Annotated in this window: 10 protein-coding genes; 2 read left to right on the top strand and 8 right to left on the bottom strand. The window is 44.4% G+C overall.

The annotated features are described in order from the left end of the window. The first annotated feature begins 32 nt into the window (after window positions 1–32). Window positions 33–911 (top strand): AraC family transcriptional regulator, encoded by an 879-nt coding sequence (locus BN3912_RS01910; protein ID WP_004369335.1) that lies wholly within the window; start codon window positions 33–35, stop codon window positions 909–911. 129 nt (window positions 912–1,040) lie between these two features. Here the strand turns inward: BN3912_RS01910 and BN3912_RS01905 are convergent, their stop codons facing one another. The 8 genes from BN3912_RS01905 to BN3912_RS01870 all read right to left on the bottom strand — a co-directional run bounded on the left by BN3912_RS01905 (window position 1,041) and on the right by BN3912_RS01870 (window position 11,527). Beyond that, window positions 1,041–1,706 (bottom strand): DUF3109 family protein, encoded by a 666-nt coding sequence (locus BN3912_RS01905; protein ID WP_023984312.1) that lies wholly within the window; start codon window positions 1,704–1,706, stop codon window positions 1,041–1,043. 6 nt (window positions 1,707–1,712) lie between these two features. After that, complete coding sequence (locus tag BN3912_RS01900) at window positions 1,713–2,378, bottom strand: uracil-DNA glycosylase (RefSeq protein ID WP_016665477.1); 666 nt, start codon at window positions 2,376–2,378, stop codon at window positions 1,713–1,715. Window positions 2,379–2,551: 173 nt separating this feature from the next. Beyond that, window positions 2,552–4,201 carry a C10 family peptidase gene (locus BN3912_RS01895; RefSeq protein WP_023984311.1) on the bottom strand — a complete coding sequence of 550 codons (1,650 nt, stop codon included), beginning with the start codon at window positions 4,199–4,201 and terminating at the stop codon, window positions 2,552–2,554. A 147-nt stretch (window positions 4,202–4,348) separates the two neighbouring features. Next, window positions 4,349–5,143 (bottom strand): hypothetical protein, encoded by a 795-nt coding sequence (locus BN3912_RS01890; RefSeq protein WP_023984310.1) that lies wholly within the window; start codon window positions 5,141–5,143, stop codon window positions 4,349–4,351. A gap of 27 nt (window positions 5,144–5,170) precedes the next feature. Continuing rightward, the gene (locus BN3912_RS01885; RefSeq protein ID WP_023984309.1) at window positions 5,171–6,784 is read right to left on the bottom strand and encodes a RagB/SusD family nutrient uptake outer membrane protein; all 1,614 of its coding nucleotides are present in this window, start codon (window positions 6,782–6,784) and stop codon (window positions 5,171–5,173) included. A gap of 26 nt (window positions 6,785–6,810) precedes the next feature. Next, entirely contained in the window at window positions 6,811–10,005 is a 3,195-nt protein-coding gene (locus tag BN3912_RS01880; RefSeq protein ID WP_023984308.1) for a SusC/RagA family TonB-linked outer membrane protein, read from the bottom strand. A 550-nt stretch (window positions 10,006–10,555) separates the two neighbouring features. Further along, a complete protein-coding gene (locus BN3912_RS01875; RefSeq protein WP_064972253.1) occupies window positions 10,556–10,969 on the bottom strand; it encodes an Hsp20/alpha crystallin family protein in 414 nt (137 codons plus the stop codon). A 147-nt stretch (window positions 10,970–11,116) separates the two neighbouring features. Further along, window positions 11,117–11,527, bottom strand: a complete 411-nt coding sequence (locus BN3912_RS01870; protein ID WP_023984307.1) for an energy transducer TonB — start codon at window positions 11,525–11,527, stop codon at window positions 11,117–11,119. Between the two features lie 501 nt (window positions 11,528–12,028). Here BN3912_RS01870 and BN3912_RS01865 point away from each other — a divergent pair. Next, the gene (locus BN3912_RS01865; RefSeq protein WP_023984306.1) at window positions 12,029–13,456 is read left to right on the top strand and encodes a hypothetical protein; all 1,428 of its coding nucleotides are present in this window, start codon (window positions 12,029–12,031) and stop codon (window positions 13,454–13,456) included. Window positions 13,457–13,641: the final 185 nt, after the last annotated feature.

The following is a 13,641-nucleotide window of genomic DNA, read 5'->3' as shown; positions in this document are numbered from 1 at the left end:
TTTCGTATTTTTGTAACCAAAATACACAAGAAATGAACAGAAAACCTATCAACGAAATAACTATCGAAACGGTAAAAAGGATCACCCATGCCAGCTGTATAGACAACGATTTGGTAATATTCGACAACTTTGCCGAGATACCCTTACCCAACGAACCGCGACGTATGAATTGTTTACTCTTGGCGCTCTGTCGGAACGGAAGTGCGCGGTACACCGTGGATACCGAAGAACAAACCGTGAAACCCAACGATATAATCATTATAAGTGAGGGGCAAGTGGTCGATAACTATATGCTCAGTGGCGACTGCAACGGTATAGGATATCTCATTTCTTATAAATTTTTCAACGAAATCATCAAGGGCATCCACGAATTGTCGTCGCTTTTTCTGTTCTCAAGAAGCCATCCGGTATGCACACTTCATGCAGATGAGACCGAAACACTTATCACCTACTTCAACATGATTAAGGAACGGGTGAACGATACCGACCATCATTTCAGGAAAGAAACGGTACAATCGTTGTTTACTACGATGATCTATGACATCAGCAACGCCATCTACCGTATACAGAATATAAAAGATAAGAAGCAAACACGTGCGGAAACCATCTTTAGAGACTTTATCAAACTGGTTGAACAGAACTTCCGACGGGAACGACGTGTGGGATGGTACGGCCTTCAATTAGGTATTACGCCCAAATACCTATCGGAAACAATCAAGCAGATTAGTCGTCGTACGCCCAACGAATGGATAGATAATTACGTTACCTTAGAGATAAGAGTACAACTAAAGAATTCAACAAAAAATATCAAAGAAATTGCCCAAGACATGAATTTCCCGAACCAAAGTTTTTTAGGTAAATATTTTAAGGAACATGTGGGGACTTCTCCATCGGAGTACAGGAGGAGCTAAATGGAAAAAGAGTGCCCTCAGTCGCCCTCTTATAAAAAGATGGACCACACTTATTGCAACGTTTTAACGTGAGAAGGGTAAAAAATAAAATGGCAAATGGCTAGTTTTAAAAAGAGATTTTATCACAGTTCATCGCTCTTCACTCCTCACTCTTCCCTCATCATTTCCCCTATTCTCTCCTTCTTCGGAGGGGGAGGGAGAGGTTTCAATACCCAATTCTCTCGCCGCTTGGCATAGCTCTTGATACCATTCTTTGCCGAAACGACGAATTAAAGGGGCTTTCAGAAACTTGTAGACAGGCAGGTTCAATTCGTTTCCTTTCCGTACTGCACTGCTACAGATCTCCCACCTATGATAGTTGATGCCTATAAGATCGTTCGAAAAACGCTTCTCGCGAATGGGGTACAACGCACAGGAAATGGGTTTACAGAATTTGGTTTTACCGGCTCTATGGGCACGTTCCAAGGCACAGAGGCACATTCCGCCTTCGTAACAAGTAAAAACACAGTCTTTTCCATTTACGATGCTGGTAACAAGGTCGCCGTCCCTATCGGCATAAGCCACGCCCTGCATGTCGATTACCGACTGCGCCGAAGCCGACAGTTCGCTCCACACATGATCTAAAGAGGCTTCAATTTCTCCGATTTCATCGAGGGTAACAGGCGCACCGGCATCGCCTTCAATGCAGCAAGCTCCCTTGCATACATCAAGATCGCAGCAGAATTTCTGGGTAAGAATATCAGGCGAAACCAGCACGTTTCCCACCTGTAGAATATGAAGTTCGCGTTCCTGCATGAGGCTTTACCATTTGATAGGCTCGATACCCTGCTGTTGCAGATAGGCATTACAGCGCGAAAAATGGTGATTGCCAAACCATCCGCCACGATTGGCCGACAGAGGAGAAGGGTGCACAGACTGTAGAATAAGGTGCTTGGAGGCATCGATAAGCGATGCTTTGCTGCGGGCATAACCGCCCCAAAGTATGAAAACAAGATGTTCGCGATCGGCATTCAGCGCCTTTATAGCCGCATCGGTGAACTCTTCCCAACCCTTTCGCTGATGGCTGCCTGCCATATGTGCCCGCACCGTAAGCGTGGCATTGAGCAACAACACGCCCTGTTCGGCCCAGCGGGTAAGGTTGCCTGTGGCAGGTATAGGCGTACCGAGGTCTTGCTTGATCTCCGTAAAAATATTGACAAGCGATGGCGGAAAGGGGATACCATCGTTTACCGAGAAGCTCAGACCGTGCGCCTGTCCGAGTTCGTGGTAGGGATCTTGACCGATAATGACCACCTTTACCTTGTCGAACGGACAAAGATTAAAGGCGTTGAAGATGAATTTTCCGGGCGGAAAACATTGATATTGCATGTATTCTTCGCGAACGAAGCGTGTTAGGTCGATGAAATACTGCTTATCGAACTCGGTACCAATATGCTGTTTCCAACTTTCTTCTATTTTAACATTCATATAAATACGGATATTTTCGTTCCAAATGCTATCGTTGCAAAGATACGATATTATCGCCGATTGGCAAAGCATAAAGACAGAAAACAGTACGGGAAGCATGGATAGCAAAGCAGGCTATCCCGAATAGGATAGCCTGCAAAGAGTTTTGACAATATGTAAAACGCCTGATATCGTTACTTGCTCACCTTCTTGCCATTTACGACATAGATGCCTCGAGGAAGGGAATTCATATCATAACCTGCAAAACGACCGTCGACAGTATAAATTTTTTGGTTCTTTTTTCCGGCAACAGACTCGATATGCTTTATCGCCGTGGTAGTTGTCCATGCATCATCTTTGTCGAGCGTTACGGTATAATCGCCGTTCTTTACATGCAAAACAGCGCTATTGACCATGCCTTCAGGGCGGCGAACCAAGCGCCAATCGCTGTCACGGGCAGTCTTCGAAGCAGGATAGACACGGTAGTCGCCATCGCTCAACGACTCCGGTAAGGTTACTACGCCGGCAAGTTGAACATTTATCAAATGCCCGTTGGCAATGTTGTTTACGGCAGCTTCTTTCAAAACCTGCTTCTTGCCATTGCCGTCTAAGATAATGGCAACAGTGCCGGAAAAAGGCTCTCCGCAAAGATTGTATAAGTTCTTGGTGAATACGGACACCATCTTTTTGGTGAGATGCCTTGCATCGAACGCTTCTTCTGCTATTATATGCGATTGATACTCTCCCGTCTTTTCGGGCGAAATGTAAATCAGCATGTCTTGTCCTTCGCTGAATTGAAAGCCTGTAGGGTTCAATAAAGCAATATCGTAGTAATCGTTTCCACCATCGGCACCCCATCCCCAGTTCACATGTATCAGTCCGTTTGCATCGTAACCGTCGAGCACAAAGGCATGTCCTCCTTGCGTTGCATCGGCACCGGCATAGTAAATGGGGCGATCATTGTTCAGTTCCGTATAAATCAGTTTCATCCATTCCGAAACAGAATAGAAAGCCCTATTCAACAAATCGATGTTCTCATTATAAGTAAAATAGTTGATCATACCCGTTCGTGCCTCCGATGAATAGGCGCCGCTACCGTTGGGTGTGTATTGCATGTCTACGGCAACACCGCAGTGGAGCATCAATGTTGAAACGGCGGTTGCCTGCGTCTGCGTATAATTTCCCCTTACGTAATTGTCCAACATATTGTCCCAATCATAAGTGGCAGCCCCGAAATCGGCACTTAATATGCGTCCATCGCCCGTTGTGGGGGTGAAACTATACTGATGAGAACCTTTTCCATGCACAGGATAACGGTGATAATACATTATCTGCGACAAGGCCGTAGCCACGCAACCTGTAGGATATGCCGCACCGCTTGCCGTGGTAGGGCACTGCGAGTTATAAGGAGCATCTTGGTTCCATGTGCTCTTCAACAGCGGTGCAACGGTCTGTTTGAAGTTCCCTTGCGGAATGACGGGTGCCTTGCGGGCATTACCTTCGGCTATCATGGCAGCCATCGATTTGGCTGCGGTGCGTACAAACCAAGCCAAACCTCCATTGCCTTGCAAGTCGAATTTGCTGTCCGAATAGCCTATAACGGCCGGAAAAGCATCGTCGTTGGCAATGATGGCGAAACCGCCACCTGCATATCCGAAGACCGAGAGCATCTTTTCGGCATGTAGTTCCTGTATTCCGTCATCGGTGCCCCATGTTCCTTTCGCACTTGCAGGATGTTGAATAACGGCCACTGCTGCCGAAAGTTTCGCCGAACGGGTGCGTTCTGTTGCCTGTACAACTGCCGCGAGCCCAATTAATACCAAAGAAATAAAAATTTTCTTCATAACATTTACAATTTTAAGAAGCACTCTGCAAGTCAATTACTTACTTATCTTTCCGTAACAATGCCCTGCAAAACCGCCGATTGTTGATGTAAGAAAAAACCGGATCAGGATGTTCCGATCCGGCTTATATAATATAATTGTCGTTGATTAATCGGTAAACACGATTGTTTCGTTTTTTGTTCCAAAAGAACCAACCCCGGGAACCATAAACGCTACTTTCAGTGTAGCGGTTTTCGAGGCGGTATCATAAGTACCTGCAACACCCGAACCTTCGACGCCTTCTGCCGTAACTTTAGCGTCACCCTTGGCATTCCCGATCATGTAAACCGTTCCGTATCTGGGATGGTTGAATGCTCGCTGTCCGCTAATAACCACCGAATTATCTTTGTTAATTGTAAACGTGATGTCATAATCCCAACCATCTTTAGAAGCGGGAATAAGATAAGTATATTCACCGGTTTTATAGATCGGAGTATCGAACTGGGTTCCCAACAATGTCGAAACATACGTTCCCTCATACTTCTGATAACGTGTAACCACGTATGTAAGACCGGTCGGTCCGTATTCATAGGCGTCATCGCTTGCTACAGAGATAACGACAGTATCTGTAGAAGCCTCTGCTATATTGAAACTAACAGATACTGTTTTCGTTTTTTCTCCTGCATTGAAAGTTACTTCCGCAGGTACTTGAAACTTCGTATTCGACGAAGTAAGATGCACGGTACCGGCCTGTGCAGAGTCGGAACGAACCACTTTGACATTGAAAGTCTGGTCTGCAGTAGGCAAAAAACCTAAGACCGTAGAACCCTCTGCATTGATGTATGCGTTACCTTTAGACGCTGCAGCCGGAGCGTATTCGTATTCATCGGTGCAAGATGCTGCACCTATCGAAATGAAAGCACCGGCCAATGCCATATAAATATATTTAGAAATCTTTTTCATTTTGGCTTTTTTAAAAGTTACTTCATACTATGGAATGGGCTGATATTTATCAGAAGGGTTCGGATTGTTATAACCTACAACAGCCTGATTATTATTCGTTTCGTTACGCACAAGAACAATATTCATCCATGCAGGGCGACCGTTCGTATTGAAACGGCACAACTCATAGAAGTTATTTCCTTGATATGAACGGGTAACCGAGTAGTTCAGACGTTTGATATCGTAGAACGACTGACCTTCGCCCCATAGCTCTACACGTTTCTGGAATACAACTTCTTCGATAACCTCATCCTGTGTACTTGCCGATGTGGTATAACTCGGATCGCGATAAGTCTTCATGAACGTCTCGAGCAATTGCTTGCCGGTTGCTGCATTTTGGTGTGCGGCAGCTTCGGCTTCTATGAAATACATCTCCTCCACACGCATAATCGGATAGCAAGTGGCTGCAGCAACTGATGATTCTCTGTCGTTTCCACTACCCGGACGGAACTTCACAGAAGCATAAGTAGGAAGTTGTTGCTTGTAAGTTGAACTCAAGAAAGAAACCTTATCGGCCAATGTAGAACCGGTAGGAGCTTTCCATTCGAGCTTACGCCAATCGGTATCACTGATACGATCGTATACGGCTCTGCCTATCATACTATAAACTCCTCCACCACCGGCATAGCCGAAGCTCGTTTCATTAGAGGCAAATGAAGTCCAATTGATGATTCCCGTTCTTACGCTTATATCATCGGAAGTTTGCTTAGCACCCCACATCCAAGGATCGTTTACATTGAAACCCGTTGTAGTATTCAATGCCTGCTCCTGCGTCATGGGCGACAATTTGCTTGCATCGATAGCCTTACGCGCATATTCTTGGGCATGAGGATAGTCTTCTATCCACATATAGAAGCGTGCTTTCAACCCCAATACACATGCCGAGTCGGGCAGGATCTTTCCCGAAGTATCGGTTAATTTACCGATATATTGCTCGGCTTTATTCAAATCGCTAAGGATAAACTCTTTCATCTGGTCGCGTGTAGCACGCGGGGTGTTACGGGCATCTTGCTCGGAAGTTTGGTCCGTTACGATAGGAACGGTAAGGTTGGTTACCGTATTACCCACTTCATTCTTGCCATCAGTAAACTTATCGTTCGGCAAGAACTCGTACATACGCGCCAAATCCAAATAACACAACGCCCTAAACGCATAACCGGCACCGAGATAGCCCAACTGTTCGGAGGTTGCACTTTCCGGATTTACGCCGCCAATCAAGTTGTTTGCGGCAAGTACAAAACCATAATAATAGTTCCAAATAAACTGTACACTTCGATACTCCGTGCCCAAATAAGTGTTCTTCTCATACTGATCGAACTGGTCATAATTACTTTCAACAATGGCCATGTCGGCAGTCATCACATCACGTATATGCATTATAGCACCATATCCGAATGAATAATGCACGTCCCGATCCCATATATGATTGAAATATGCGGGCAATGCATTCGCCAAAGCCCTCGTAGCAGAAGGCGAACGTTCTATCTGCTTCGTCGTAGCAGTACCGTTCATAGGCTCGGTCTCATCGATACAACTCACAAGAGACAGTATCCCCAAACCGAGAAATGCCACACCTAATATCGATTGATTTATCTTTTTCATAAACATCATCTTTTTTTAAAAACACCTTAGAATGTAACTGTTATACCGCCTGATACCGTACGAATAGGAGAGTAATATTCATTGGATACGGATCCTGAAATACTCTGGCGGGGATCGAGTCCCTGACGTTTCGACCACAGCCATAGGTTATCTCCCACAGCATACACACGCACCTTTGCGATACCCAGCGTTCGTATCCATCTCTTAGGCAGTGTATATCCGATCGTTACGTTCTGCAAATTCAAGTAAGAAGCGCTTGTCAAGAAACGGTCACTGCGTGCCGTCATGAACTTGTCATTGAATTGTAAACGGGGTATATTAGAACCCTTATTATCTGCGCTCCATGCATTCAATATATCTGCATGCAATGCATGACCGCGTTCGAGGTTCATCGAGCTGGCATAGTCACCGTCGTAAACCTGTCCACCTAGCTGGTAGGTAAAGTCTACAGAAAAGTCGAGTCCTTTCCACGCTAATGATGTACCGAAACCGCCATAAGCATCGGGAAGAGCCGTACCGCACAGATACATGGTCGCATCCGAGGTTGTATTGGTTGTTTCCCGACCGGATAGGGTTCGATTACCATTGGCATCTGTCTTATACACATCTTTATAATAAAGCGCCTCGCCAGTATTTTGGTCTACACCGGCATACTTGTACATATAATATGTATAGATAGGAAGTTTCTCTCCATAGAAGTAATTGCCATTAGTATATCCGCGTTTACCTTCTATAGTAAGCGTCTTATTCTGATCTGCAAGCCGTGTAATCCTGTTTCTATATGAAGTTAGGTTCATACGAGCAGACCACACAAGATCTTTCGTACGGAGTATATCGCCGTTAAGTTCAACTTCTACACCTGTATTCCGCATATCTCCGATGTTAGCATAGTAACCTGTCCAACCGAAAGAAGGTGGAAGTGTGAACCAAGCAAGCATATCATTGGTCTGACGACTAAAGAAAACAATGCTACCCGTTAGGCGCTGACGGAAGAACGAGAATTCAAAACCGGTATTAAACATACCCTGTTTTTCCCAAGAAATTTTAGTATTTCCTTTTCTTCGAGGCAGCAGAGAAATATTTCCGGCAGAAGGAGTAATCGTATAAGTATTGATATAATTGAAAGCACCGATAGCATCGTTACCTTGCTCACCGTAAGAGGCTTTGAACTTCAACTCGTCTACCCATGGTGCGTTGAACCACTTTTCTTTAGAGATAATCCATGCTCCTCCGAGCGACCAGAAGTTTCCCCAACGGCATGAAGGATCAAAATACGAGGAAGCATCACGGCGGAAAGAAAACTCACCGAAATACTTATCGCCATAGCTATAGTGTGCTCTACCGAACCAACCTTCCGTATTGTAATCCGTCTTTCCCGACGAAGCACCTTGCGTAATAGCCGCGCCATCGAGCTCCGGATAATCATTAGAGAACATATTACTCTTATTGCCAGACAGAGAATACACCCTTGTACGGTAATATTCATGACCAACCATCGCCTCTACATCGTGCTGTCCGAACACATGATGCCAATTGAGCAACTGCTGATAGTTATAAGACCATCTGCGTCCATGGCCCACTACGGCAATCCCCTTAGAACTTGCATACTGCCCGAACCAAGGATTCGTCGTATGGTTCTTACGGTACTCATCCAAATATACACTATTGGTAGAAGAGAACCTGAAGTCTTTCAGGAAACGTATCTCCATGGTTCCGACGCCATTGAAAGTATTCCCTTCATTGTAACGCAGGTTTACTTGCGCGTCCGACAACGGATTTGCCTGCGACAAATAAGGGCGTTGAGCACCGTTGATCTTGCCGTCTCCATAATCATAAAGGCGGATGCCTGACTCCTGATGCCACATAATATTACCTTGCCCGTCGCGAATATACAGCGGATAGATCGGCGCCACTTTCGTTAAAGAGAACATATTAGCAGAGCTACCGGCTGAGCCGTCATTGGCAATAGAGTTTTGCGTATAGTGCGCATAGTTCATGTTGGCACCCACTTTCAGCCAAGGTTTAATCTGATAATCACCTTTCAGACGAGCTGTAAAGCGCTTATAATCCGAATTCTTGGTAATACCTTCGAGGTCCAGATAATTGGCAGAAGCGTAAAAAGTAGACTTCTCCGTGCTACCATTAGCCGTTACAGAGTACTCCTGACGCAGACTATGCTTGTAAGTAGCCTTGGTCCAATCATCCGGATAGAGCATATACTGGTTTCCATTATAAGAAATTACATTACCCAATGTAGCTTTCGGGTTGAGTTTCCCATTAGAGCCGATCATATATTCGCCCTGCGGAACATTATATACATTATATCCCAAGCCGAAACCATCGTTTGCTGTAAGGTGCTGATTAGCAAATTCCATTGCCTGAGTATCTGAATACTTACGAGTACCTTTGGCATAGTTATACAAACCTCTGTACCATGTTTCGTAGTAACCCGCGGGATCATTGATATATTCATAGTCGGGAATAGCGCGCGAATTGACACCCCATTTAGCATCGACCGTTATATACGAATGGTCGGTACGCCCGTTCTTCGTTGTTATCATTATAACACCATTAGCACCGCGAGCACCGTAGAGTGCTGCCGAAGCCGCATCTTTCAACACCGTGATATTCTCGATATCCTGCGGATTAATAGTGTTCAAATCGCCATCGAAGGGAGAACCGTCGACTACATACAACGGGGTTCTACCACTATTAATAGAACTTATACCACGAATATAGAGATTGGAGGTACCTCCGGGCTGGCCTGAAGCCTGCGACATCTGGATACCCGACACCTTACCCTTCAACGCCTCTACAGGACTGGTAACCTGTACTTTGCTGATATCATCAGACTTTACAACAGCAGCAGAACCGGTAAAAGCCGACTTCTTTTGTGTACCGTAAGCCACAACCATCACCTCGTCGAGAGTTCTGTCGTCCGGTTCGAGTACGATTTTCATCGTTGGCTTGACCGTAAGCGTTTGTGTTTGCATGCCAATATAAGAAACCGAAATCTTGGCACCGGCAGCGACAGTCAGCGTAAACTCACCATTCAGATTGGTGGCCGCTCCAGTATTCGTGCCAACAACCTTAACAGATGCACCGATAACCGGTTCCCCGTCCTCCGAAGAAACTACGGTTCCGGTAACACGCATCTGCGCCAATGCCACTCCTACACTTAAGAAGAGGCACGCAAGAATCATTGTTAGTCTTTTTTCCATAAAAATCTCTCTCTTAAAAATTAATATATTTGTAAATTATCTATCTTTCGAAATACTGTTTTATATCATTTTCATACTGTTTCAACAAATTTTCTCTAATATCATTGGAAGTTTCATTATTCTTACTTACAATCTATTACTATTTTACCCGTTTCTCCAAACGAGACGAAACTATTTCCATCACAAATATGGATATTTGCAAAAATAGTATAATTTTGTTATATCAACAAATAAAATTATTAAACAGACGAAGAATTAAACATTTATTAACGAAGTGCTATAAATATGCGATGCACAAAGCCCGATTGATAAATATAGGAGTATTTTCGAGATATTGCTTCCGAACTGTAAGTTATACCTGTGATCTGCTATCGATTTAGATAGATAAAAGATAAGGGATGAATGATGAGCGATATAAGTGTTCGAACATGCGGTAAACAACACGAAAAAAGGAGATAAACAGACCATAATCTGTTCATCTCCCTATGGTTTATAAACGCAGATAGGTATCGTTATCAACAAACTACCCTATCTTTTTCTTCTCTGAGTATTATTCGACAGAGATTTGTCTGCCTACATTTTGAACGGATTGTTCCAACTTCGGCAACTCTACAGTAAGTACGCCGTCGTTTACTTTGGCAGAGATTTTATCTTTATCTACATCGTCGGGCAGCAGCAGAGTTTGCTCATACTTAGAATAGCTGAACTCCCTACGCAGATAATGAGCCTTTTTATTCTCATCTTTATTTTCCTGCTTCTGTTCCATCTTTATGGTAAGATTGCCTTCATCATTGATGTTTACGGTAAAATCATCTTTCTTCAATCCGGGTGCGGCCAACTCTACAACGTAGCTTTTATCGTGTTCTATCACGTTAATAGCAGGCGCAGTAGCATTTGCACGTGGCATAAAATCTGTGTTAAAGAAATCGTCGAATACACTCGGCAACCATGAATTTCTGTGCATAATCGGTAACATAATCATTCCTCCAGTTTTATTTAAAATCCTTTTATTTAATGTTCTCGGACTCTTTTCGAATCCACTGATAACATTACAACAAGCATACCAAAGGAATAATCATGCCAAATTGTCACAACGCGAAGACATTTTGTCCTATTCGCAACATATAGGTATCGGCAATTTAAATACAATCGGAACACAGTACTTTACCTTGACAGGTTTACCGGATAGTATTCCGGGGTTCCATCGGGGCATATTTTTCACCGCACGGAGAGCCTCTTTGTTCAACAAAGGATGCACGGATCGGGCGACACATGGTTTCGTTACCCATCCTTTCTTATCTATCACAAACGAAATAATCACCTTTCCCTGAATGCCGTCTTCTATACATTTCTCAGGATAATCCACGTTCTCTCTCAAATATTGCAGCAATGCTTGAGAACCACCCACAAACTCCGGCATTTGTTCAACGGGGCTAAAACAAACAGACCGGTCACGCACAGACTGCCCGTCAACACCCCCTACGACTGCCATCATCAATAATACTGCCCACAATCTCTTCATATTATTATTTACATTCTAAAGGAACATTCGTAAAACGAAAGTGCAATGGCATGTGTTCGTACGACGAAAACGAACCACATACGCATTGCACTTTGCAGATTTGAGTATTGGTTTCGGGAGCAAAGATAAAGGAAAAAGGCATCCTTGTCAACACCCTATTTACGATTGACACAACACACAACACCTAAATAATTAATTATCAAAATATTAACAAACAAAAGGCAGGTCCACCTGACATATTTCCTACCACAAACATACCTGTCATCTATCCTCAACAGATACGGCATCTATACCATACAGACCGTATATCTACCCCCGAAAGAAGTCTATTTAAGACCAACAGGCCGAATATCTGATGAAAACAGAGACTTTTATTTGCATTTTTAAGATTTTGATGTATCTTTGCATAAGATAGGTCTCGCCTCAACAATTTCAAGCAAACTTGTTTGTATTCGGCTTGCACTATCTTTGCATAACACGAGGTTGCACTTAAACGAACGAATGAGAAAAACCTTTTACTTCGCCCTTTCAATTCTATTGCTATGCAGCGGTTGTACGCTTTTCGGTAACCGTTCATCGGCCGAAGATGCCGAAACGATGGCCCGAAAATACCTCGACAGCGCCGTTATCTACATAGACCGTAAGGATTATCACCCCGCCATGTTGCAATTAAAAGAGGCCGAAAAGCTGCTTCCACAGCTGAACGACACAAAAACATGCTACCGCATTTGCCAATATATAGGTTGGATAAACGAGAATAACGGTGCCGGCGAGCTTGCTCTGCACTACCAGCGGCTGGCCTTGAAGTATGCCCGAGCATACGGAAAGCCCGAATATGTGGTGGATGTTCTTATCAATCAGGCCAACACTTTCTTCGATATGAACCTGCCGGACAGCGCTCTGAAGGCAAACAACGAGGCCGCCAAGTTTTATAAACAGTCCGACAAAAGCCAACAGTCGGTTATTCAGAAAAACATAGCCTATTACGACATGCTGCACGACTCGCTCGGCCAAGCCGAACAGCATGCTTATCGAGCCGTAATGTTAGCGCAAGACTCGTCGGCTATAGGCAATGCCATGTCGCTCTTGTGCCAAATATATCTCAGGCAAAACAAAGATGAAAAGGCGCAAATGCTTATGAGTATCATGCCCCAAAACGGCAGTGCAACACTCGAATACAACCGACTTCTTATTCGCAGCGGGCTTGCCGAACGCACCGGCAACTACCGTTTAGCACTGGAAGACATGAAGAAACTCAAAGCTCTCAACGACTCTTTGAACGCCGAACAGAAGCATCTCGACATTGTGAAAATACAAAATCAATACGATAAAGAGGTGATGCAGCGCGAAAAGGCCGAACAAAAATTCGGGTTCTCGGTAGCCATCATCGGGCTTCTGCTTATCATCTTCGGGCTCACTTACTGGTATTTTCGCCGCACGCAACAACTGTACAAGCGTTATCACGACCGCATTTCTGCTATAAAGGACGAAATGACAGCCCAACTGACAGCCCGAAATATCACCATCGAAGAGATGAAGCAGGCCGCAGACACCAAACTCATGGAGATAGAAAAGCTGAAGAAGAGGCTGCCTGCACAGCTGACCACGGGCACCGACTACGACTCTATATCGCAAACGAAGCTCGGCATCGATGTGCTTTACAGTATACTCCACGATGAGAACATCAGCCAGTTCGGAAAGAAAGAACAGGTGGCTGTTACAAACATCATGCGTGTTATCGACACCCGTTTGGCCGAAATCATTGCCAATCCGGCCTATGCACTTACACCAAAAGAAACGTTTTTCTGTATTATGGAGCGAAACGGCAAAGACGATCGGCACAAAGCGCAGTCGTTCTGCTGCTCTGAACAAGCCATACGTTCTACCAAGAGCCGGCTCGGGAAGAAGCTCGATTTAAGTCTTCTGTAATGCCTGCCACCCCCATGTGCAGCCAGCGGCAAGAACATCCCCATCACACATTATAAATATACATAACGAACAATGCACTTAAAGGGTGTATATATTATTGTTACATGTGCACTCTAAGCACATTATTCTTAAGGCCTGCCTGCACAAAACTTCATAATCTGAAAGAATAAACCGGCAATCAGACA

It is taken from the genome of Prevotella phocaeensis, assembly GCF_900065875.1.
Taxonomy (GTDB): Bacteria; Bacteroidota; Bacteroidia; order Bacteroidales; family Bacteroidaceae; genus Prevotella; species Prevotella phocaeensis.
The sequence above is the reverse complement of the archived record's forward strand: the minus strand, read 5'-3'. Positions and strand labels throughout refer to the sequence as shown.